A 23,353-nucleotide genomic window follows, 5' to 3' on the forward strand; every position below is an offset into this window, starting at 1 on the left:
TACCCCACCGTATGAGCACTCCCCGTTGGTCCCTCTCGAGGGGCGCGACCCTGGTCGCTTTTCTGTTCGCCGTCGGTTGCAGCGAGAGCGACTACGTCCGGCTCTACCACAGCGAGGCCCGCGCCCCGAGCTACACCGTCGAGGACGTCGAGTCGATGAAGCACATGGGCGCGACGTTCACCGACCAGGGGGTCAACTTCGCCCTCTACTCGGAGAACGCGACGCGGCTGGAGCTGCTCCTGTTCGATGATCCGGAGAGCAACCGGCCCTCGCGCACCTACGAGCTGACGCGCTACGGGGACGTGTGGAACGTCTACGTGGAGGGCGTGGGCCTGGGGCAGCACTACGGCTTCCGGGCCTGGGGCCCCAACTGGGAGTTCGATCAACGCTGGTTCCCCGGCTCCATCCACGGCTTCCGCGCGGACGCGGACGTGGACGGCAACCGCTTCAACCCGAACAAGCTGCTGACGGACCCGTACTCGAAGGCGCTGCACCGGGACCACGACTGGAGCAAGGGCAGCACCGCCAGCGGGCCGGCGCGCACGGAGGTGACGTACGCGGCCTCCGCCAAGAGCGTCCTCGTCCAGAGCGACTACCAGTGGGGCGACGGGGAGCGGCAGTGGCGGGACAACCGCCAGAACGAGCAGTGGGCGGGCCACAAGTGGCAGGACCTCATCGTCTACGAGGTCCACGCCAAGGGCTTCACCGCGGACCCCGCCAGCGGCGTGCGCTTCCCCGGCACCTACCGGGGCCTGGGCGAGAAGGCCGACTACTTCAAGGACCTGGGCATCACCGCCGTGGAGCTGCTCCCCATCCACGAGAAGCCGCTGGACGGCGGCTACTGGGGCTACCAGACGATCAACTTCTTCGCGCCCGAGCTGTCCTACGCCGCCTTCAAGCGGCCGAACGAGGTCGTCGACGAGTTCAAGTGGATGGTGGAGGAGCTGCACAAGCGCGACATCGAGGTCATCGTCGACGTCGTCTACAACCACACCGGCGAGGGCGGCCTCTGGCGCGAGAAGCTGGAGTCGGACGACGTGCTGCCCGGTGAGCCGCTGGACTCGTTGGACCCGGCGGAGGTCGCCGGCGTGTACTCGTTCCGCGGCATCGACAATCAGGCGTACTACGGGCTCAACGGGGACCGGCGCACGTACTGGAACAACACGGGCGTGGGCAACCAGACGCGGCCCAACCACCGCCCCATGCGCAAGCTCATCATCGACAGCCTGCGCTTCTACGTCGAAGAGCTGCACGTGGATGGCTTCCGCTTCGACCTGGCGCCGATCCTGGGCGAGAGGGATCAGGACTACAACCGCTGGGACGACCCGAAGAACACGGTGCTTCAGGAGATCGTCGATGACCCGGTGCTCCAGCGCTACAACACGCGCATCATCGCGGAGCCCTGGAGCGCGGGTGGCTGGTACTGCATGCCCATGGGCGAGTTCCCTAACTCGCTCACCCAGCCCGGCAACGGCTGGTACGAGTGGAACGGCCGCTTCCGCGACTGGTGGCGCGCGTTCATCAACCGCGACGACTGGAAGCTCAACTCCAACGAGGGCTCGCTGTGCGGCAGGCCGGGCTCCGCGGACGGCGCCTTCCTGATGTACGGCAGCAAGGAGTGGTACTCGCGCAACGGCCGGCGCCCGTATCACTCCATGAACTTCATCACCGTGCACGACGGCTTCACGATGTATGACTTGTTCACGTACGAGGTGAAGCAGAACAAGTGTGGCCCGCTCAACCCGGTGTGCTGCGACACGCCCAACAGCCCCTTCTGCGACAAGGTGAGCGGCGAGGACCACAACCGCTCGCGCAACTGGGGCCCGGTGGGTGACACGCGCGGGGAGAGCATGCGCCGGCAGATGATGCGCAACGCCTTCATGGCGATGATGATCAGCCACGGCACGCCCATGATTCTGGGCGGCGACGAGTGGATGCGCACGCAGCTGGGCAACAACAACGCCTACTCCACGCGCGCGGACAACCCCTTCAACTGGTACCAGTGGGGCGCCTACCTGGCGCGCGACGAGCGGCACCGGATGTACGAGTTCGTCAAGGCCGCCATCCGCCTGCGCAAGGAGCACGCCTACGCCTTCGCGCCGCCCGACTACGAGAAGGGCTCGCCCCTGGTGTGGAAGAGCGCCCAGAACACCGAGGAGGTGGGCTGGGACACCAAGCAGTTGATGATGCACTACCCCGATACGTCGTTCGGCCCGGAGCTGGTGGTGCTCATCAACATGGAGCCGCGCGCGGTGGAGTTCACCCTGCCTCCGGGGCGCCAGTGGAAGCGGCTCATCGACACCCAGGCGTACTTCGACAGTCCCGAGTACCTGTCCGCCACGGGCCTGGAGTCCCGAGTCACGGGCAACTCCTGGCTGGACGCGCCGTCCCCCGTGACGGGGGTGACCTACGGGGTGCCCGAGCGCACCATCGTCGTCCTGCGCGCGGAGTAGGGGCAGGCAGGCGAGGTGCGCTATAAGCGGGGCCCGTCCATGCGAGTCCTGCCAGCGCGCCTCGGCGCCCTCCTGCTGCTCTTCATCCCGCTCGTCACCCTGGCCGACGCGTCGAGAGATCGCTTCGGCGCCGCGGGTTACTTCCGCATCATGACCCGCCCGGATTTCTCGGGCGGCTCCGGCCAGCTCGGGTACTACTGGCTGTACGGCCGGCTCCTCAACGAGAGCCCCTACGGCGAGCTGAACCTGAGGCTGGACGTGCTCCAGTCCGCGCCGGGAACCGACGAGGCCTGGGCGGAGGTGCACACGCGCTTCTCCGGCACCTCGTTCCGCTCGGCGGACCCGGGCAACGGCTCCTTCGTCAACTTCCGCGCGGACTACCTGTTCGTGCGCGCCGGCAACATCCTGCTCGACAGGGTGACGTGGCAGCTCGGCACGCTCGAGGACCGCTGGAATGACTTGCACATCTACGACCAGCGGCCGGCGACGCTGCTCTGGGACACCGTGGGCCTGTCCGGCACGTACCAGGGAGACCGCTACGACGTGCTGCTGGCGGTGGGTGACAGCGGCTACACGCTGCGTCCCCAGAAGTACAATACGGTGCTCACCGGCGCCGCGTCCTTCCGCTACCGCCTGATTCCGGGGCACCTGGAGCTGGGGGTGCGCGGACAGCTCGGCTACGAGCCGAAGGTGCGGGGCAACCGCAACGCGCTCTACGCGTCGCCCAACACGAACTACGAAGACTACGTGCGGCGCGAGGTGGTGCAGCGCTACTTCGAGCAGAACCCGGGTCAGGCGGACTACGCGGTGGGCAACCTGACTCCGCGCAGCGCGCTGTCTTACCGGGCCATGGGCTACGTGGGCTTCGGCAACGTGGGGCCGCTCATCTGGGACAACCTGTACCTCACCTTCGAGCGCAAGCACCCGGACCAGGCCTACACGGAGCGCGTTCGCGACAGGGAGTTCTCGGTCTTCATCGCGGACCAGACCGACGAGCGCTACGAGGCGGCGCTGGGCAACGAGGCCTACATCAAGCTCATCCCCGACAAGCTGGAGGCCCTGTGGGGCGTCTGGGTGGGGTACGCGTTCAACGAGGACAACGCCATCAAGCCCGGCGACGACGACCGCCTCATCGCGTCCACGGTGCTGCGGCTCCAGTACTTCCTCACCGAGCGCGTCCATCTCCTCGTGGAGACGAGCATCGCCACGGAGCGCAGCAAGAACGGCAACCTGTATCGCAACCACGTGGACTCGGTGTTCACCAACTCCGGGGGCGTGCCGGACTCTCGCGGCCTGGAGTACGGCGACAGCGACACGCGCAACACGTGGCAGGGCAAGGTGGGTGTCGTCCTCAATCCAACGGGACGAGGCATCTACGCGCGCCCCAGCTTGCGGCTGCTGTATGGCTTGCAGCACTCCTCGCAGCACGCGGCGTTCGGCAACTCCTTCGTGGATAGCCTGGACCAGTACAACACGTACATCGGCCCCGAGCGCCACTGGCACTCGGTGGTCGCCATCGAGGCCGAAGGATGGTTCTGAGACAGCGGTGGGTGGTCGTCCTCTTCCTGGCGCTCATGGCGTCGGGCTGCCTGAAGCGGCAGGGGCCGCCGGTGCTGGCGCCCGAGGGCACCGTGGTGGCGGTGGCCTATATCCGGGACGACGCGCAGCGACGCGGCACCGTGGCGCAGGTCCCCGAAGGCGTCCGTCAGCGCGTTCTGGAGGCGCTGGCCAAACGCAACCTCCAGGTGCAGGAGGTGCCCTACGAGCGGTACGCCACCGACTTCGCGAAGGTGACGGATTCGCAGCGCCGCTTCGCGATGCTCAAGGCGCAGGCCCCGGAGGCTCCGCTGCTGCTGCTGGTGGAGACGCGGGTGTCGTTCTTCGGCCAGGTGGGTGGGCGCTTCTCCTGGGACGTGTATGTGAAGACGACGGCGAACCGCGCCACGTCCACGCTGGAGCCGACCAGTGATTTGCAGGACTACGGCGCCGCGCTCCAGTTCGACCAGCAGCGCGAGGACGACGCGCAGAACGAGGTGTCCCGGCAGATTTCGGGACAGGCAGCCGCGCTGTTCGACTCGTTCCTCGCCTCTCCCATGCTCGTGCCGAACACGGAAGGGGGCCCTGGCGTGGTGCCCGGCCTGGACGCGCCAGCCGGCGAGGGAATCGAGCCGGGCAAGAGCACGCCGACGGAGCTGCCGCCTCCCGGGCCCGAGGCTCCTCCCGTGCCGCCTCCCTCTCCCGCGCCGTACAGGGGCCTGTGGACGCCGCCAGCCGGAGACGCCATCTACTTCGTGATGGTGGACCGCTTCTCCAACGGGGACGCGGGCAATGACGGGACGGTGGATGCGAAGGACGCGCAGGCCTTTCACGGCGGAGACCTGCGGGGTGTCATCGACCGACTGGACGGGCTGAAGTCGCTCGGTGTCCGCACGGTGTGGCTTTCACCCGTCTTCCAGATGCGGACGGAGAAGTTCTACGGCTACGGCGCCTTCCACGGCTACTGGGTGGAGGACTTCGGGCGGGTGGAGCCGCGCTTCGGTGACGAGGCCCTGCTGACGCGGCTGTCGGACGAGCTGCGCCGCCGGGATATGCGGCTGGTGCTGGACGTGGTGCTCAACCACGTGGGCCCGGAGACGCGGCTCACGCGCGAGAAGCCCGAGTGGTTCCACGGCCTGGGGCCCATCGACAACTGGAATGACTCGCGCGAGCTGGTGATGCGCGACGTGCACGGGCTGCCGGACCTGGCGGTGGAGCAGGAGGCGGTCTACGCGCACCTGCTGTCGAAGTCGCTGAAGTGGGTGGACGCGGTGAAGCCCGCGGGCTTCCGCCTGGACGCCGTCAAGCACCTGCCGATGGACTTCTGGGCCCGCTACAACGACGACCTGCGCGCGCACGCGGGCAACGACTTCCTCCTCCTGGGCGAGCTGCTGGACGGCGACCCGGTGCTGCTGTCGCGGGTGATGAAGGAGGGCCGCTTCGGGACGATGTTCGACTTCCCGCTGGCCTTCGCGCTGGTGGATGTCTTCTGTCGGGGCCGCTCGCCGGCGCATCTGGGCGCGGTCCTCTTCAACGACCGGCTGAACCCGGCGCCCGGCTCCCTGGTGACGCTGCTGGACAACCACGATTTGCCCCGCGTCATGAGCGAGTGCGGCGGGGACGTGGAGAAGGTGAAGCGGGCGCTGGCGGTGCAACTCACCGCGCGGGGGGTGCCGGCGCTGACGTACGGCATCGAGGAGGGGCTCACCGGCGCGAAGGAGCCGGAGAACCGGGGCGACATGCGCTTCACGCCGGACCACCCGCTGCGTGCGTGGATTGGTCGGCTGTTGGACGCGCGGCGGGGCAGTGAGGCCCTCCAGCGTGGCGAGACCTTGGTGCTCGCCGCCCGGGAGGACCTCTTCGCCTACGCCCGTGTGACTCCCGACGAAGCCGTGTTCATCGGCATCAACTCCGGGACGAAGCCCCGGGATGTGTTCCTGCCGGAGGCGCTGGGCGAGGCCGGCCAGGGCGTGGACCCGCTGACGGGCTCGCAGGGCATGCTGGGGCGGCTCGCCGAGTCCGCGTATTTCCACGTCACGAATCCGCCCGGTCAGGTGACGCTGCGTCGGCTGACGCCGCGCACTCCGGGTGGTTTCGCGGCGCTCGCCCAGAAGGCGCGGGCGTGGTCGCGCGGCGAAGGCGAGCGGCGCACCGTGGTGCTCGCGACGGGCGATGCGTCCGTGCGAGTGGTGGGCGGCGGGCCGGAGCTGGGCGGGTGGAAGGCCGAGCGCTCGCTGCGCCCCGAGGCCGGCGCGGTGACACTGTCGCTGCCCGTGGGGGGCGTCTTCGAGTACAAGCTCGTCCGTGACGACGGCCCGGGGAAGTTCTCCTGGGAAGCGGGACCCAACCGTCTGCTCTACGTTCCCCAGTCGGATGAGTCCGACGTCGCGAGCCAGGAGCCCCTTCGCGTGGAAGTGGCCTGGGAGCAGCGCCCCGCTGCCGCGGCACCGTGGTCCCTCATCCGTCCCATCCTTCTCCGCTCCCGACCGGAGCTTTGACCCAGAGCCCGAAGTGAACGACCGACTCCTCCGCGCCGCACGCCGCCAGCCCACCGACACCACGCCCGTGTGGCTCATGCGTCAGGCGGGCCGCTACCTGCCCGAGTACCGGGCCATCCGCGGCAACATCGCCTTCCTGGACCTGTGCAAGCACCCGGACCTGGCCGCCGAAGTGACGGTGCAGCCGGTGACACGGCTGGGCGTGGACGCGGCCATCATCTTCTCCGACATCCTGATTCCCGTGGAGGCGATGGGAATCACGCTGGAGCTGGGGGACAAGGGCCCGCACTTCCCGGAGCCCGTGCGCACCGCGGCGGACATCGACAGGCTGGGCGTGCCGGACCCGGTGGAGGGCACGGGCTTCGTGGCGGAGGCCATCCGCCGCACCCGCAAGGCGCTCAACGACTCCGTACCCGTCATCGGCTTCGCGGGCGCGCCCTTCACGCTGGCCGCGTACATGGTGGAGGGCGGCGGCTCCAAGAGCTACATCCTCATCAAGCGGCTGATGTTCGAGCAGCCCGCGCTCGCGCACCGCCTGTTCGGCAAGCTCACCGACACGCTCATCCCCTACCTCAAGATGCAGGTGGAGGCGGGCGCGAGCATCGTCCAGATTTTCGACTCGTGGGGCGGCGAGCTGTCGCCGTGGGACTACGAGCGCTTCTGTCTGCCCTACCTGACGCGCATGGTGTCCGAGCTGAAGGCCACCGGCGTGCCCGTCATCGTCTTCGGCGTGGGCATGTCCACGCACCTGCCGCTGCTCCAGCGCACCGGCGCGGACGTGGTGGGCCTGGACTGGACGCTGCCCATGGACGAAGGCCGGCGCGTGCTGGGGCCGGACATCGCCGTCCAGGGCAATCTGGACCCGCTGCACCTGTTCCTTCCGCGTGAGGAATTGGATGGGCGCGTCAAAGACATCCTCCTGCGCGCGGGCCCCGTGGGGCACATCTTCAACCTGGGCCACGGCATCCTCCCGCCCACGGACCCCGAGGCCGCGAAGTTCGCCGTGGAGGCCGTGCACCGCCACGGCTTCGCGCTTCGTCAGGGAACGCTGACGCCGTAAAGCTTCAGGGTCGCTGCGCGCCGTCTGGGAATGCGCGCGGCCCGACGTAACCTTTCACGCCACACGGAGTTCGACTCTTGTGGCGTGAAAGGTCTCTGCGCGAGGCATTGAGCGGTGCGTCATCCCCGCAATGTCTTTGTTTGGTTTTGGGCACGAGCATTGCTCCCTCGCCGGCCGCAGCCCGCCATTCATTCACTCATCTCGATTCTGACCTCTTCGACCCGGACCGGTGCGGCTGAACCCGCGGCACCACGAGGAGCGTATGCAACATCGTCACTCACACCCCCGAACCACCCTTGGCTCAGCCATCACCTTGTTGGCCCTGATGGCCTTCACCTGGAGCGGCACCGCCCAGGCGCAGACCTTCACCCACGGCGTCGCGGACGGCTTCGTGCTGCCCACCGAGCCGGTGTCGCCCAGCACGGGCATGCTCAACTACATCGCGGCGAACTACACCTTCCCCGGCTCGCGTGCCTTCGACGACACGAGCATCGACCGGTGGTTCGCCACCACCTTCACCAACCTGCGTCGCAATGGCCCCATCTGTGGCGCCACCCTGCGCATGTCGGTGCGCAACCTGGGCAGCAATGACTCCATGGGTCTGCTGTTCATGGGCCCCGCGGGCACGCAGGTCGCCACCGGCTTTGGCGACTCCCTGACGAACCTGGGCATCGCCTTTGGCGCCACGGGCACCATCAACCTCAACCTGGCGGCGCTCCCTGGCGCGGTCAACCTCATCCCCACCCTCAACGCGCAGGGTTTCGTGGATGTCATCGTCCAGGACGACTCCGCGGTGGACTTCGTCTCGCTCACCATCACCCAGTGCCGCGTGGACGTGTACTCCAAGGACAACGGCAGCGACTTCGGCCTCACGCCGACGGTGGACCCCATCTGGATCAGCCCCGACATCCGCGTCTGCCAGACGGCCGGCTGCGTGGGCCACCAGAACCCGGAGTTCGGCCAGACGAACTTCGTCTACGTGACGCTGCGCAACAACGGTCCGCTCGTACCCCCGGGCAACCCGGCGAGTGGCACGCTGCTCGTCTATTACACCGGCTCCGGTGGCGCGGCCGTGTGGCCCACGGACTGGGCGCCCATTGGCACCATCGCCGTCAGCATCCCCGCGGGCGCCACTCAGGAGTTCATGGTGCCCTGGACGGGCGTGCCGGCGCCGGGCCACTACTGCCTGCTGTCGCGGTGGGTGTCGACGCAGGACCCGATGACGCTGGTGGAGGTTGCGGGCTCCAACACGCTCAACAACACGCGTTGGAACAACAACCTGGCGTGGAAGAACATCAACGTGGTGAACCTGACGCCGTTCGCGCCCGCGAGCGAGTACGACTTCCGTCTGCGCAACCTGCTGCGTGACGCCCACGGCACGGCGGCCCTGGAGGTTCGCATTCCGGACCGCACCGGCGGCCCGTCCTTCCTGGAGCGCGGCCAGCTCTTCCTGACCCTGCCCGAGGAGCTGTGGGCGCGCTGGCAGCACCAGGGCACGGGCTTCGAGGTGGTGGGCGAGCGCCAGGTGCGCATCGTCAACCCGAACGGCGCGCGGCTGGAGGGCCTGATTCTGGACCCGAACGGCGCTCACCATGTCGGCGTGCGCTTCGTCGCGCAGGTGACTGATGCGGACCAGGGCAAGTTCGCGGTGGACCTGGTCCAGCACTCGGCCAGCGAGGAGAAGCCGGACAAGGTCGAAGAGGCGGGTGGCGTGCGCTTCGACATCACCGTGGGTCCGCAGTCGGACACCGGCGCGGGCACCAACGCGAAGAAGTAGGTGAACGGGGCCTGGCCCCGTGAGTTGCAGGACGAGGGGGTGGAGGTGCCCGTCATGGGTCCTTCGCCCCCTCGCTCTATTGGGAGCCGGACGTGCCTCGCGACAAGTGCTCGCGGATTGACTCTTGAGTCAATCGCGGGTTGACGCGGCGCATCACCGCCCGTTAGATGGGCCTCACTCGTCGTCGCAGGAGGGTGAGGCACACATGGCAAGCGAGAAGCGTAACGGTCACCGCAGGGTGGCCATCGTCCGCGGCCTGCGGACCCCATTCGTCAAGGCGGGCACTGTCTTCGCCGGGCTCACCGCGTTGGACCTGGGCCGCATGGTGGTCCAGGAGCTGGTGCAGCGCTCGGACCTGGACCCGAACGTCATCGACCAGCTGGTGTTCGGCACGGTGATTCCGTCGCTGACCGCGCCGTCCATCGCCCGTGAAGTCGTCATCGCCGCGGGCCTGCCGATGAAGATTGAAGCGGCGACGGTGACGAAGGCCTGCGCGACGTCCATCCAGGCGATGACGACGGCGGCCAACTCGATTGCGGTGGGCGAGGTGGACGTGGCCATCGCCGGCGGCACCGAGGCGATGTCGGACGCGCCCGTGTTCACCAGCCGGCCCCTGGCGCATGCGCTGGCGGCGGCCTCCAAGGGGCGCTCGCTGCCGGAGAAGCTCAGGCCCTTCCAGAAGCTCAAGGCGACAGATCTGGTGCCGGTGCCGCCCGCCATCGCCGAGTACTCCACGGGCCTGTCCATGGGCGAGAGCGCGGAGAAGATGGCCAAGGAGAACGGCATCTCCCGCGACGAGCAGGACCGGATTGCATGGGCGTCGCACCGCAACGCGGCGGCGGCCTGGAAGGACGGGCGCTTCGACAACGAGGTGATGCACGTCTCGGTACCGCCCCAGTACGAGCAGACGGTGACTCGCGACAACATCATCCGCGAGGACTCCACGCTGGAGGCGCTGGGCAAGCTCAAGCCGGTGTTCGACCGCAAGTATGGCACCGTCACCGCGGGCAACGCGTCGCCGCTCACGGATGGCGCCGCCGCGCTGTTGTTGATGAGCGAGGAGCGGGCGAGGGCGTTGGGGTACGAGCCCCTGGGCTACCTGCGCTCGCACGCGTACGCGGCCACGGACCCGGGAGACCAGCTGTTGCAGGGGCCGGTGTACGCGGTGCCCACGGCGCTCAAGCGCGCGGGCATGAAGCTTTCGGACATCGACCTGGTGGAGATGCACGAGGCCTTCGCCGCGCAGGTGGGCAGCAACCTCCAGGCGCTCGCGTCCAAGGCGTTCGCGAAGAAGGCGGGCTGGAGCGAGCCGGTGGGGGAGATTGACCGCGAGCGGCTCAACGTCACGGGCGGCTCCATCGCCATTGGCCATCCCTTCGGGGCCACGGGGGCGCGCATCGTCACGCAGGCCCTCAACGAGCTGAAGCGTCGGAACAAGAACACGGTGATGTGCACCGTCTGCGCCGCCGGCGGCCTGGGCGCCGTGGTGGTCCTGGAGCGTGCGTGATGGCCATCAAGCTTGAAGAGCTGGAGGCGAAGCAGGGCTTCTCCCTCACCGTGGAGGACGGCGTCGCCGTCGTCTCGTTCGATTTGCCGGACTCGGCCGTCAACACGCTGTCCCCCGAGGTGGGCGCGGCCTTCACGCTCCTGCTGGAGGAGGTGGAGCGCGAGGCCCAGGTGAAGGCGGTGGTCTTCATCTCCGGCAAGAAGGACAGTTTCGTCGCCGGGGCGAAGATCGACTACCTGCAGACGCTCAAGACGGCGGAGGACGCCACCGCCATGAGCCAGCAGGGGCAGGTGGGCTTCGACCGGCTGGAGGCGTTCCCCAAGCCCGTCGTCGCGGCCATCCACGGCGCGTGTCTGGGCGGAGGCCTGGAGTGGGCGCTGGCGTGCCACTACCGCATCGCCACGGACAGCCCCAGGACGACGCTCGGCCTGCCGGAGGTGCAGCTCGGCTTGATTCCGGGCGCCGGCGGCACGCAGCGGCTGCCCGCGCTCATCGGTGTGCAGGCGGCGCTGGACCTCATCCTCACCGGGAAGAGCGTCAAGCCGTCCAAGGCGAAGAAGCTGGGCATCGTCGACGAGGTGGTGCCCACGCCCATCCTCCGCGCCATCGCGCTCCAGCGCGCCCGGGAGCTGGCCGCGGGCACGCTGAAGCCCGAGCGCGCGCACGGCCAGGGCTTCAAGGCGGTGGGGCAGAAGAAGGGTGTCGCGGGCTTCTTCCAGGGACTTGCGAACAAGGAGCTGTGGGCGGAGGTGGCCCTGGAGGACAACCCGCTGGGCCGCAAGGTCCTTTTCGACCAGGCGCGCAAGCAGCTGAGGAAGAAGACGCGCGGCAAGTACCCGGCGCCGGAGAAGGCGTTGCAAGTCATTCGCGTGGGCCTGGAGTCCGGGCGCAAGGCGGGCCTGGAGGCGGAGGCGAAGGCGTTCGGCGAGCTGGTGATGTCGGACGTGTCGAAGCGACTGGTGGAGGTCTTCTTCGCGACCACGGCGCTGAAGAAGGAGAACGGCACGGCGGACGCCAGCGTGAAGCCGCGCGAGGTGAAGAAGGTGGCCGTGCTGGGCGGCGGGCTGATGGGTGGAGGCATCGCCTACGTGGCCGGTGTGCTCCAGGGCGCTCAGGTGCGGGTGAAGGACAAGGACGACGCGGGGGCCAGCCGCGCGATGAAGCAGGTGCAGGGCATCCTGGACGAGCGGGTGAAGCGGCGCTCGCTCACCTGGCGCGAGGCTGCGGCGAAGCAGGCGCGGATTACGGCCGGCACCGACTACAGCGGCTTCAAGGCGGCGGACCTGGTCATCGAGGCGGTGTTCGAGGACCTGAAGCTCAAGCACCGCATGCTCGCGGAGGTGGAGGCCGTCACCGGCCCCGACGCCATCTTCGCGTCCAGCACCTCCAGCATCCCGATTACCGAGCTGGCCAAGGGCAGCCAGCGGCCCGCGCAGGTCATCGGCATGCATTACTTCAGCCCGGTCAACAAGATGCCGCTGCTGGAGATCATCACCCACGCGGGGACCGCGGACTGGGTGACGGCCACCTGCGTGGAGGTGGGGCGCAAGCAGGGCAAGACGGTCATCGTCGTGAACGACGGGCCGGGCTTCTACACCTCGCGCATCCTCGCGCCGTACATGAACGAGGCCGCGCACCTGCTGGCCGAGGGCGCGGACATCGCCGCGCTGGACAAGGCGCTGGTGGAGTTCGGCTTTCCGGTGGGGCCGATGACGCTGTTGGACGAGGTGGGCATCGACGTGGCCCACAAGGTGGGGCCCATCATGGAGGCGGCCTTCGGCAAGCGCATGGCGGCGCCGAAGTCGCTGGATGGCGTGGTGGCCGATGGCCGGCTGGGCCGCAAGAGCCAGAAGGGCTTCTACCTCTACGAGAACGGCAAGAAGAAGGAGGTGGACCCCACCGTCTACGGGCTCCTGCCGCACGGCAAGGAGCGCAAGTCGTTCGATGCCTCGGAGATGGCGGAGCGACTGGTGTTCCAGATGGTGAACGAGGCTATCCGCTGCCTGGGTGAAGGCATCCTGCGCAGCGCGCGCGACGGCGACGTGGGCGCCATCTTCGGCCTGGGCTTCCCGCCGTTCCTCGGGGGCCCGTTCCACTTCGCTGACAGCAAGGGGCCCGCGGAGTTGCTGCGGAAGCTGGAGCACTACCAAGACAAGCTCGGTGAGCGCTTCACGCCCGCGCCGCTCCTGGTGGAGATGGTGAAGGCAGGCAAGACGTTCTACCCGCGCTGAGCGCGAGGTGACCGGGGTGGGGGGCGCGACTTCCCACCCCGGTGCTTGACCGGGGCGGTGTTCTAGGAACAGCCTGCCGCCCGCATGGCCCGCTCCGCGTCCCGCACCATCGCCCTGGTCGTCCTCGTCGCAGTCCTGCTCTGCGGCGCAGCCGCGGCGGCGGGGGCGTGGCGCTACTTCCACAAGAATCCGCAGAACCCCGTCGTCCGGTTGGACGAGTACGTCACCATGGGTTGGGTGGCGTGGGATTCGAGCTGGTACATGCGGATTGCCCAGGAGGGCTACCAGTACACGCCGGGCGAGCAGAGCTCGGTGGCCTTCTTCCCACTCTATCCGCTGCTCATCCGCGCGGTGGAGACGCTGGGGCCCAACGTCTATCAGGCCGGGGTGCTGATAACCCTGCTGTGTGGCCCGCTGGCGCTGCTCATGTTCACGCGCTGGGCGAAGCTGCTGACGGATGACGACACGGCGCTGAAGGCCGGGCTGTTGATGGCGCTGTATCCCTTCACCATGTACTTCTACGGCGCCATGTACTCGGACGCGCTGTTCGTCCTGCTGGTGGTGTCGGCCTTCCTGCTTCTGGAGAAGGGGCACCTGGCTCCGGCGGTGCTGGTGGCGGCGGTGGCCACGGCGGCGCGGCCGGTGGCGCCCGCGGTGGTGCTGGGGCTGCTCGTGCGGCGCCTGGAGTGGAAACACGCGCGGGGCGAGAAGTGGGGCGTGGTGGACTTCATGCCGGTGCTCTCGGGCCTGGGCTTCGGTTGCTACATGCTCTACCTGTGGCACCAGTTCGGAGACCCGCTCGCCTTCGTGAAGGTGCAGGGCGCGGCGGGCTGGTCGCAGCAACCCGGCTGGCACACGTGGCTCAAGGTGGGCTGGTTCGAGCGCGTGGTGCTCAATCCCACGGACAAGCGCGAGGCCTTCCGACTGGCCGCGCACGCGTTCTTCACCTTCCTGGCGCTCGCATTGGTGTGGCCCACGCGCAAGCTGCTGGGGTGGGGCTATGCGGTGTATGTGCTGGCGATTGTCGGCCTGCCCGCCTGGTCCACGAAGGACTTCATGGGCATGGGGCGGTATCTGCTGTCCTCGTTCCCGGTCTTCCTCACGGGGGCGCTCTTGTTGAGGCAGCGGCCGCGCGTGCTTCAAGGGGCGCTCGCGGTGGGCGCGGTGTCGCTGCTCGTCCTGTCGTGGGCCTTTGGCGCGGACTACTACATCTCATGAGCACGCTCCTCGAGCAGGCCCTCGCGCTGTACGCCGGACTCCCCGCGGCCGAGCGCTTCCATGTGCATGCGCGGGCGTCCTCCGCGCCGCTGCTCGCGGTGGCCGAGCGGGTGTCGGGTGGCATCGTGGCGGACATCGGCTGTGGACACGGCCTGCTCTCCGCGCTGCTGGCGTTGGCGGAGCCGAGTCGCACGGTGCACGGCGTGGACCCGGACCCCCGAAAGGTGACGTGGGCGCGCGAGGCGCTGTCGGGGTTGCCGCAAGTGAAGCTCGCGGAGGGGACGGTGGAGGACGTGCTGGCCCCCGCGTTGCCGCGCGCGTGTGACACGGCGGTGGTGTGCGACGTGCTCTACCTGCTGCCCGAGGCGAAGTGGCCCGCGTTCCTTCGCACGGTGCATGGCCTGCTCAAGCCGGGAGGACGCTTCCTGTTGAAGGAGGTGGAAGGCGACGGCTCCTGGAAGCACCGCAAGGCGTTGGCGCAGGAGTGGGTGATGGTGTCGCTGCTGCGGCGCACGAAGGCGAGCGGTGGAATGGTGCTCAAGCCTCGCGCGGAGATGATGGCCCTGCTCAGGGACGCGGGCTTCACCGTGCGCGAGGTGGTGGACCTGGGACGGGGCTACACGACACCGCACGTGCTCTACATCGCGGAGGCGAGTGCTCCGTAGGTCGTGCCGCGACGGCGCGAGGCGGCTGTCTTTTGTCGTGCGCCAGGCGAGCGACGCGAACGTTGTGCCGCGATTCAATGCGGGCCGAACTCGGTCGTGCGCGCCATGGCGCTGCGGCGAGGTGAGTGACGCGAGGCGGGTTGCCTTCGCTCGTGTGCTCTACGTCGCGGAGGCGAGCGTCCCGTAGCTGTGGAGCTGGATGCCTCGCTCGTCGAGGCGCGCCCTCACGCGAGGACTGGTGAGCGCCGCCAGCTCCGCCTGCCAGCCATAACGCCACGCCGGGTCCTCTGGCACCTGCGGCTCGCCCTCACCGGGATGACAGCCCAGCTCGAAGTCGCCCGAGGGCAGGGCGTCCAGCGCGGCGAGCAGCGCGGCCTCGTCCAGTCGCCCCGCCTCGAACACCCCTCCCGCGCTCACCCGTCGCACGCCTTGGGGCGCACGAGGCGCGGTGCGCGCCAGCACCGTCAACAGCGTCGTCTTCAGCGCGGGCCCAGGCGTCCGCAGCCACGACACGCGGGGCAGGGCGTCCGGCCAGCGCACGGGGAGCTTCTCGCGCGCGGCCAGTGACTCCACGAGCGGCCTGATGCCCGGCAGCACATGCAGGTGCTGGTGCCCGTCCAGATGGTCCACCGCCACGCCCAGCTCCCGCGCTCGCTGAAGCTGCGCGTCCAGCTCCAGCGCCACCTCTTCGCGTCGCACGTTCCCCAGGAGCCAGTCCCGCGCGAAGTCCGCCCAGCTCCCCCGCAGCCTGCCTCCAGGCGCCACCGTGCTCACTGACTCCGCGGGCGCGGCCGGAGCCAGCCGCGTGGACAGCGCCAGGTGCAGCCCCACCGCGAGCCCCTGCGCCTTCGCGCGGGAAGCGGCCTCGCTGGCCGTGGGCCCCATGGCCAGCAACGTGGCACTGGTGACGATGCCCTCGCGGTGCGCTCGGAGGATGCCCGCGTCCAGCGACGGGTGCAGCCCCAGGTCGTCCGCATTCACCACCAGGCGCGTGGGGCGCGAAGTCACGGCCCGCTCAGCCCCGCGCCGTACGGCCGCCCGAGGACACCGTGCGCAGCGGCTGCACCGACGGAGGCAGGCGCACCGGCTGCGTGGGCGGCGTCGGCGTGCGCGTCTCCGGGTACAGCTTCACCAGCTCCTTCACCATCTTCACGATGACCGAGGGCGAGGCCAGCGTGGACACGCCACGGGTGCGCGGGAAGTAGTCCACGCCCATCTGGAACACGCGGAAGCCCTTGCGGATGGCCTTCACCACCAGCTCCGCGTCGATGAACGAGCCCTGGCTCTTGAGCTCCATCGACTCCAGCACCCGGCGGTGCATCACCTTGAAGCTGAAGTTGACGTCCTTGATCTGGATGTCGAACAGCGCCCGGATGAGCATGTTGTAGACGAACGAGTAGACGATGCGCTTGGGCCCCTCGCTCGTGCGGTCGAACCGGAAGGCGCAAATCATGTCCGCCTCCAGGTACTCCAGCAGGTGCAGCGAGCGCTCCAGCTCCCTCAAGTCCCACGGCAGGTCGATGTCCGAATACACGACGATGTCCTTCGTCGACGCCGCGAGGCCCGTGCGCATCGCCCCGCCCAACTTCAGATTCACCGGATGGGTGATGACCCGCAGCTGCGGAATCCGCTGCGCCATGGCCTCCGCCAGCTCCTGCGTGCGGTCCGTCGACGCGTCGTTGACGACGATGATTTCAAAGTCGTCCGTGAGCTGCGGCAGCACCTCCAACGCCCGACCCACCGCCCGTTCGACGTAGTCCTCCTCGTTCCACGCGGGAAGGAAGAGGCTGATGCTGGGGTACTTGGCCACGGAGGACCTCGGGGTGCGGGGGGACTGCTCGGGCGGTTCGGTACCAAGCCCTGGGTCCTAAATCAATCATGGGGCTCCCACCCGAGAGCACCTGTGTGGTACCGTGGAGTTACCATTTTCCGGGGATACTGTGACCCTCAGGCCCTGCACCTTGTTGGTGGTGGACGAAGCGGAGTCAACCCTGGCCCGGCTGGCGCGGGCGCTCGGGCCGGAGGACTTCTGCCTCCGGCTGGCCTCCCCAGGGCCCGAGGTAGGCCCGCTGGCGCGAGAGGTGGACCTGGTGGTGTGGGTCGCCCGCTCGGCTGGCGAGCCGTCAGCCCTGGAGTGGCTCGACAAGTTGCTGGCCCTGGAAGGACCGCCAGGGCCCCCCGTCGTGCTCCTGGCGGACAGGGAAACCCGGGGCGTCTGGTTGGGCGCGCTGGCTCAGGGGATTGAGGTCGTCTTTGACCCATGGGATGCGGAAGAACTGCGGGCCCGGGTGGAAAAAAGCCTGCGGACCCAGGCCCGGCTGACTCAGCTATCCAACCAGGTGGGTGAGCTGCAGCGGCTGTCCTCGACGGACGGGCTGACGGGGGTCCACAACCACCGCCATTTCCAGGAGCGGCTGCGCGAGGAGTTCCGCCGGGCACAGCGTTACGACGACCCGCTGGCGCTCATCCTGTTGGACCTGGACCACTTCAAGCAGGTGAACGACAGGCACGGCCATACCGCGGGGGACGGAGTGCTCCGGGAGGTGGCCGCCGCCCTCCAGCGCAGCGTGCGCGAGACGGACCTGGTGGCTCGGTATGGGGGCGAGGAGTTCGCCGTCCTGCTGCCTCGCACCCACCTGACGGGGGCCCTGTCCGTCGCGGAGCGTGTCCGCCGGGATTTGGCGACCCTCCGGGTAGGGCCGGATGGAGCACTTCTGGTGACGGCCTCGCTGGGCGTCTCCAGTTTTCCCCACCGCACCGTCCTCAGCCCCGAGCAGCTGCTGCTCACCGCCGACGAGGCCCTCTACCGGGCCAAGGACGAGGGGCGAGACCGCATCTGTCTCCACTCTCAAATGTCCCTCTTGCCGCCCTCCTCCTCGCAGGGCGACTGACCTGGGTCAAAGACCCTGGGTTGGTATTGACCCATGAATAGGGGATGAGTCTAAGATGACCCCGGCCCTCGATTGTCGGGGAGTCGAATCATCTCGTGATTCCATGGGTTTGCAGTGCCCCACCGGCTGGCAAACGCATTGCAAATGTCATGGGACGGAAAGAATCCCATGGGACCCCTCGCCGCACAGCTCCCGAAGCCCGAAGCCGCCCCGCGCGGCCGGCTGCTGCTCGTGGACGACGAGGAGAACATCCTCAAGTCCATCCGGCGGGTGCTGCGTCGGGGTGACTGGGATATCGAAACCGCGACGGACGCCGAGCAGGCGCTGAGGACGGTGGAGGAGTTCCGTCCCGAGGTCGTCATCTCCGACTTCCGCATGCCCGGCATGAACGGGGTGGAGTTCCTGACGCGGGTGAAGCAGCAGGAGCCGCGCGCCCAGCGCATCATGCTCACGGGGCAGGCGGACCAGCAGGCCATTGAAGAGGCCATCAACCGCTCCGAAATCTTCCGCTTCATCTCCAAGCCCTGGAACGACAGCCACCTGGTGCTGACGGTGAAGAGCGCGTTCGAGCAGTACGCGCTGCAGGCGGAGAACGAGCGGCTGTACCGGGTGACGACGGCGCAGAACGCGGAGCTGAAGCTGCTCAACGCGGACCTGGAAGAGCGCGTCGCCCAGCGCACGCGGATGCTCAGCCAGGCCAAGCGCGAGTGGGAGCTGTCGTTCGACTGCATGGAGACGCCGCTGTGTGTCGTCCGCGGTCGCGACTTCGCGGTGCGGCGGGCGAACCTGGCGTACGCGCACGTGGCCGGGCGCTCCATTGAACAGATTCCGTCGGACGTCGCCTGCTACCGCTACCTCTTCGGCCGCAACGAGCCGTGCACGGGCTGCCCGCTGCCAGCGGCGATGGAGAGTGGCAAGGGCGCGCGCGGTGAGGTGCAGCAGGGGGGCAGGACGTACGTGGTGGCCGCGTACCCCATGGCCGGGGATGAGCGGGTGGTGTGCACGTATCGCGACGTCACCGAGGAGCAGGCGATGACGCGCCGGCTCATCGAGACGGAGAAGATGGCGGCGGTGGGGCAGCTGGCGGGGGGCGTGGCGCATGAAATCAACAATCCGCTGGGCGGCATCCTGGCGTTCGCGCAGCTCATGTCGCGCGACGCGGGCCGCGACGACGCGGACCTGGAATCGCTGGGACTGATTGAAGAGAGCGCGCTGCGCTGCAAGCGCATCGTCGAGAGCCTGCTGAAGTTCAGCCGGCACAGCCGCGTGGAGGACCGGCGGCTGTTCGACCTGTCGCGCTGCGTGGAGGACGCCGCGGTGCTCTTCCGCGCGCAAATCAAGGCCACGCCTCGCGCGGAGCTGTCCCTGGGTTTGAAGGAAGGGCTCCCCAAGGTGTACGGGGACCCCGGCACGCTCGCGCAGGTGGTGCTCAACCTGCTCCAGAATGGCCTTCAGTCGCTGCCCCGGCGCGAAGGCAAGCTGACGCTGGAGACGGGCCGCGAGGGAGACCGCTGCTTCTTCGCGGTGTCCGACACCGGCTGCGGAATCGAGGAGCGGCACCTGCCGCGCATCTTCGAGCCCTCCTTCACCACCAAACCCCCCGGTGAGGGCACCGGGCTGGGTCTGTCCATCGCGTACCGCATCGTCCAGGACCACGGGGGCAGCTTCCACGTCGACACCCAGGTGGGCGCCGGCTCCCGTTTCACCGTCTTCCTGCCCATTCCCCTGCAGCTCGAGAGGTTGCCGTGAACCAAGTCAAGCGCGCCAAAGTCCTCGTCGTGGATGACGACTCCGTCGTCCTCAAGGCCGTGACGCAGATTCTCCAGCGCGAGGGCCACCCGGTGGTGGCCATTGATGACGCGGTGGAAGGTCTGACGGCGGCCAAGGACCCGTCCATCGACGTCGTCGTCCTCGACATCAAGATGCCGAACCTGTCCGGCATGGACCTGCTCCGCGGAATCAAGGCGGACCGTCCGGACGTGGAGGTCATCATGATGACGGCCTTCGCCACCGTGGAGACGGCGGTGGAGGCGGTGAAGGCGGGGGCGTACGACTACCTCACCAAGCCCTTCGAGAACATCGACGAGGTGAGCCTCACGGTGGCCAAGGCGGCCGAGCGCAAGGCGCTCAAGGACCGCACCCGCGCGCTGGAAGAGGCGCTCACCGTGCGCAGCCAGTTCGAGGACCTCATCGGCCAGTCGCCGCAGATGCGCTCGGTCTTCAAGCTGGTGGAGACCGTCAGCCACTCCACCGCCACGGTGCTCATCCAGGGTGAGAGCGGCACGGGCAAGGAGCTGGTGGCGCGCGCCATCCACTACCGCAGCTCGCGCAAGGACAAGCCCTTCGTCGCCGTCAACTGCTCGGCGCTCACGGAGACCTTGCTGGAGAGCGAGCTGTTCGGCCACATCAAGGGCAGCTTCACCGGCGCCACGGGCAACAAGAAGGGCCTGTTTGAAGCGGCCGACGGCGGCACCATCTTCCTGGATGAGATTGGCGATGTGCCTCCGGCCACCCAGGTGCGCCTCTTGCGCGTGCTGCAGGAGGGTGAAGTCAAGCGCGTGGGCGCCAACGAGCCCGTCAAGGTGGACGTGCGCGTCATCGCCGCCACCCACGTGGACCTGTCCCGCGCCAAGGAGCAGGGCAAGTTCCGCGAGGACCTCTTCTATCGCCTCAACGTCATCACCATCGACCTGCCGCCCCTGCGCGACAGGCCGCAGGACGTGCCGCTGCTCGCGCACCACTTCCTGAAGCTGTACGCCTCCAAGGCGGACAAGAAGGTGGCGGGCATCTCTCCGCGCGCAATGGAAGCCCTCACCTGCAACCGGTGGACGGGCAACGTGCGCGAGCTGGAGAACGTCATCGAGCGCGCGGTGGTGCTCACCAGCAACGAGGTCATCGACGTGGAGGACCTGCCGCCCGGCTTCCAGTCGGCGCCGCAGGCCGACTCGGCGGTGGAGGTCTTCTCGCTGGCGCACCTGCCGTACGCCCAGGCCAAGCGCCTGGCGATGCGCGCCTTCGAGCGCCGCTACCTGTCCGCGCTCCTGGAGAAGAACAACCAGAACGTCTCCAGCGCCGCGCGCGCCGCGGGCGTGGACCGCTCCAACTTCCGCCGCCTGCTCAAGCAGTACGAAGTCGCCGGCCGCTCCATGAAGCCGCGCGTCCTCAAGGACGACGACGTCGACGGAGTGGAGACGTTGGAAGCAGCCTCCTAGTTCATCCCTCCTCGCCAGGCTCGCGGACGCGCTCCGCGAGCTGGCGTTGGATGGCTTCGTAGCGCTCGGCCAGCTCCGCCTCGTGCCCGTTGCGGGTGGGGGTGTAGAAGCTCCGGGCGCGCAGGGCCTCGGGCAGGTAGTCCTCCGGGACGTAGTTGCCCTCGAAGTTGTGCGGGTACTTGTAGCCGCCCCCGTAGCCCAGGGACTTCATCAGCTTCGTGGGCGCGTTGCGCAGGTGCAGCGGCACCGGCAGCGCGCCCTCCTTCGTCACGGCCTCGCGCACGGCGGTGTACGCGGCGATGACCGCGTTCGACTTGGGTGCCAGGGCCAGGTACGTCACGGCCTGGGTGAGGGGCAGGGTGCCCTCCGGCAGGCCCACGAGCTGGAAGGCTCGCAGCGCGTCCACCGCCACGCTCAACGCGCGCGGGTCCGCGTTGCCGATGTCCTCCGAGGCGAAGATGACCATGCGCCGGAGGACGAAGATGGGGTCCTCGCCCGCCTCCAGCATGCGCACCATCCAGTACAGCGCGCTGTCCACGTCGCTGCCGCGCATGGATTTGATGAAGGCGCTGATGACGTTGTAGTGCTCCTCGCCGCCCTTGTCGTAGAGCAGCGTCTTCTGCTGGAGGGCCTCCTCGGCGACCTTGCGGTCCACCTTCTCGCCGCCATGGGCCGCGGCCACCTCCAGGCCGGTGAGGGCCTTGCGGGCGTCTCCGCCGGCAGTGCTCGCGAGGAAGCTCAGCGCCTCGTCCTCCACCACCACCTTGCCGCCCAGGCCGCGTGCGTCCGCGACGGCCCGGCGCAGCAGCGGCACCAGCTCCTCCTCCTCCAGGCCGCGCAGGGTGACGACGCGGCAGCGGGACAGGAGCGCGGCGTTGACCTCGAACGACGGGTTCTCCGTGGTGGCGCCGATGAGCGTCACGGTGCCCTTCTCCACGTGGGGCAACAGGGCGTCCTGCTGCGACTTGTTGAAGCGGTGGATTTCGTCGATGAACAAGAAGGTGCGCTGGCGATGCAGGTTCCACCGCTCCTGGGCGCGGGCCACCGTCTCGCGGATGTCCTTCACGCCGGCGAGGACGGCGGACACCGAGTCGAAGGCGGCGCCGGTGGAGCGGGCCACCAGCCCCGCGAGCGTCGTCTTGCCCGTGCCCGGAGGCCCCCAGAGGATGAGGCTGGGGACCTGGTCGCTCTCGATGGCCCGGCGCAGGAAGCGGCCCTCTCCGGTGATGTGCTCCTGGCCGACGAACTCGTCGAGGGCGCGTGGACGCATCCGCTCCGCGAGCGGCGCCCGACGGGCCTGCTCCTTCTGGCCGGCATGTTCGAAGAGGTCCATGGAAGCTCCAAACCTAGCGCTCCGAAGGGCTCCTCGCCGGGGCGTCTGTCCGATGGGAGGGCCCTTGCGCAAATCAGGGGAGCGCCCGGGTGCCCGCCTGGATTAAAAAGCCTCCCGCGTGCAGACCCTCGTCATCGTCGCGAAGAAGGACAACCCGGAGGCGGTGGCGCTGGCGGCCCGTATCCGCGAGCACTACCCGCATCTCACCGTGCTGGGGGACCGCTCCCTGGCCCATGTCCTGGGGTGGCCTCGGGTGGAGGACCGGGAGCTGGCGGCCCGAGCGGACCTGACCGTGGTGCTGGGAGGTGACGGCACCCTCATCTACGCGGCGCGGCTCCTGGGAGGGCGCGGCGTCCCCATCCTGGGCGTCAACCTGGGCAGCCTGGGCTTCATGACGGAGATTCCCGTGGAGGAGCTGTTCTCCACGCTGGAGGAGGTGCAGGCCGGCCGCTTCCAGGTGGACTCGCGCATGAAGTTGACGTGCCGGCTCATCCGCAACGGCAGCGTGCTCATCGAGGACGAAATCCTCAACGACGTGGTCATCAACAAGGGCGCGCTGGCGCGCATCGCCGACCACGAGACGTCCATCGATGGGGTGCCCATCACCACGTACAAGGCGGACGGCGTCATCCTCGCCACGCCCACGGGCTCCACGGCCTACTCGCTGTCGGCCGGCGGCCCCATCGTCCACCCGTCGGTGGACTGCACGGTGCTGTCGCCCATCTGCTCGCACGCGCTCACCCAGCGCTCCATCGTCGTGCCGGCGGACCGGACCATCCGAATCACGCTGCGCAGCGAGACGGCGGACACGTACCTCACGCTGGATGGGCAGACGGGCCACGGCCTGCAGGGCGGCGACTGCATCGAGGTGGTGCGCTCCGCCAACCGCGTCAACCTGGTGCGAAACCCCCGCGTGGCCTACTTCTCCATCCTTCGCCAGAAGCTCCACTGGGGCGAGCGCTGAAGGGCCTC

General features: G+C 68.6%; 16 protein-coding genes. 13 read left to right on the plus strand and 3 right to left on the minus strand.

Annotation, left to right across the window (positions count from 1 at the left end):
- Nucleotides 1–11: 11 nt before the first annotated feature.
- The 9 genes from HUA75_RS04170 to HUA75_RS04210 all read left to right on the plus strand — a co-directional run bounded on the left by HUA75_RS04170 (nucleotide 12) and on the right by HUA75_RS04210 (nucleotide 14,945).
- Nucleotides 12–2,453 carry a glycogen-debranching protein gene (locus HUA75_RS04170; protein ID WP_174485588.1) on the plus strand — a complete coding sequence of 814 codons (2,442 nt, stop codon included), beginning with the start codon at nucleotides 12–14 and terminating at the stop codon, nucleotides 2,451–2,453.
- 39 nt (nucleotides 2,454–2,492) lie between these two features.
- On the plus strand, nucleotides 2,493–3,992 hold the full coding sequence (locus HUA75_RS04175; RefSeq protein WP_141641042.1) for a hypothetical protein: 1,500 nt from the start codon (nucleotides 2,493–2,495) through the stop codon (nucleotides 3,990–3,992).
- Nucleotides 3,983–6,487, plus strand: coding sequence for an alpha-amylase family glycosyl hydrolase (locus HUA75_RS04180; protein ID WP_174485589.1), 2,505 nt, complete (start codon nucleotides 3,983–3,985; stop codon nucleotides 6,485–6,487). Before HUA75_RS04175 ends, HUA75_RS04180 begins: the two co-directional genes overlap by 10 nt.
- A gap of 13 nt (nucleotides 6,488–6,500) precedes the next feature.
- The gene (gene hemE / locus HUA75_RS04185) at nucleotides 6,501–7,547 is read left to right on the plus strand and encodes a uroporphyrinogen decarboxylase (RefSeq protein WP_174465923.1); all 1,047 of its coding nucleotides are present in this window, start codon (nucleotides 6,501–6,503) and stop codon (nucleotides 7,545–7,547) included.
- 325 nt (nucleotides 7,548–7,872) lie between these two features.
- On the plus strand, nucleotides 7,873–9,324 hold the full coding sequence (locus tag HUA75_RS04190) for a hypothetical protein (RefSeq protein ID WP_254614256.1): 1,452 nt from the start codon (nucleotides 7,873–7,875) through the stop codon (nucleotides 9,322–9,324).
- A gap of 205 nt (nucleotides 9,325–9,529) precedes the next feature.
- Nucleotides 9,530–10,831, plus strand: a complete 1,302-nt coding sequence (fadI, locus tag HUA75_RS04195) for an acetyl-CoA C-acyltransferase FadI (RefSeq protein WP_141641046.1) — start codon at nucleotides 9,530–9,532, stop codon at nucleotides 10,829–10,831.
- Nucleotides 10,831–13,062, plus strand: a complete 2,232-nt coding sequence (gene fadJ / locus HUA75_RS04200) for a fatty acid oxidation complex subunit alpha FadJ (protein ID WP_174485590.1) — start codon at nucleotides 10,831–10,833, stop codon at nucleotides 13,060–13,062. The genes fadI and fadJ overlap by 1 nt, the downstream gene beginning before the upstream one ends.
- Before the next feature lie 84 nt (nucleotides 13,063–13,146).
- Nucleotides 13,147–14,280 (plus strand): mannosyltransferase family protein, encoded by a 1,134-nt coding sequence (locus tag HUA75_RS04205; RefSeq protein ID WP_174485591.1) that lies wholly within the window; start codon nucleotides 13,147–13,149, stop codon nucleotides 14,278–14,280.
- Nucleotides 14,277–14,945: a bifunctional 2-polyprenyl-6-hydroxyphenol methylase/3-demethylubiquinol 3-O-methyltransferase UbiG gene (locus HUA75_RS04210; RefSeq protein WP_174485592.1), complete on the plus strand. Its 669-nt coding sequence runs from the start codon at nucleotides 14,277–14,279 to the stop codon at nucleotides 14,943–14,945. The genes HUA75_RS04205 and HUA75_RS04210 overlap by 4 nt, the downstream gene beginning before the upstream one ends.
- A 159-nt stretch (nucleotides 14,946–15,104) precedes the next feature.
- On the opposite strand, the gene HUA75_RS04215 is transcribed toward HUA75_RS04210, so the two are convergent.
- Both HUA75_RS04215 and HUA75_RS04220 read right to left on the minus strand, forming a co-directional pair.
- Complete coding sequence (locus tag HUA75_RS04215) at nucleotides 15,105–15,953, minus strand: ChbG/HpnK family deacetylase (protein WP_174485593.1); 849 nt, start codon at nucleotides 15,951–15,953, stop codon at nucleotides 15,105–15,107.
- A gap of 7 nt (nucleotides 15,954–15,960) precedes the next feature.
- Nucleotides 15,961–16,755 (minus strand): glycosyltransferase family 2 protein, encoded by a 795-nt coding sequence (locus HUA75_RS04220; protein WP_141641051.1) that lies wholly within the window; start codon nucleotides 16,753–16,755, stop codon nucleotides 15,961–15,963.
- 130 nt (nucleotides 16,756–16,885) lie between these two features.
- On the opposite strand from HUA75_RS04220, the gene HUA75_RS04225 reads away from it, so the two are divergent.
- From HUA75_RS04225 to HUA75_RS04235, 3 genes are all read left to right on the plus strand, one after another.
- Entirely contained in the window at nucleotides 16,886–17,836 is a 951-nt protein-coding gene (locus tag HUA75_RS04225; RefSeq protein WP_174485594.1) for a diguanylate cyclase, read from the plus strand.
- A gap of 168 nt (nucleotides 17,837–18,004) precedes the next feature.
- Nucleotides 18,005–19,585 (plus strand): ATP-binding protein, encoded by a 1,581-nt coding sequence (locus tag HUA75_RS04230; RefSeq protein WP_174485595.1) that lies wholly within the window; start codon nucleotides 18,005–18,007, stop codon nucleotides 19,583–19,585.
- Nucleotides 19,582–21,048 (plus strand): sigma-54 dependent transcriptional regulator, encoded by a 1,467-nt coding sequence (locus HUA75_RS04235; protein ID WP_141641054.1) that lies wholly within the window; start codon nucleotides 19,582–19,584, stop codon nucleotides 21,046–21,048. The genes HUA75_RS04230 and HUA75_RS04235 overlap by 4 nt, the downstream gene beginning before the upstream one ends.
- Nucleotide 21,049: 1 nt before the next feature.
- Here HUA75_RS04235 and HUA75_RS04240 read toward each other — a convergent pair whose 3' ends face one another.
- Nucleotides 21,050–22,381: a replication-associated recombination protein A gene (locus tag HUA75_RS04240; RefSeq protein WP_174485596.1), complete on the minus strand. Its 1,332-nt coding sequence runs from the start codon at nucleotides 22,379–22,381 to the stop codon at nucleotides 21,050–21,052.
- A 118-nt stretch (nucleotides 22,382–22,499) separates the two neighbouring features.
- Here HUA75_RS04240 and HUA75_RS04245 point away from each other — a divergent pair, with 118 nt between their 5' ends.
- Complete coding sequence (locus HUA75_RS04245; RefSeq protein WP_141641056.1) at nucleotides 22,500–23,345, plus strand: NAD(+)/NADH kinase; 846 nt, start codon at nucleotides 22,500–22,502, stop codon at nucleotides 23,343–23,345.
- Nucleotides 23,346–23,353 lie beyond the last annotated feature (8 nt).

The organism is Myxococcus sp. CA040A, assembly GCF_013336725.1.
GTDB classification, from domain to species: domain Bacteria; phylum Myxococcota; class Myxococcia; order Myxococcales; family Myxococcaceae; genus Myxococcus; species Myxococcus llanfairpwllgwyngyllgogerychwyrndrobwllllantysiliogogogochensis.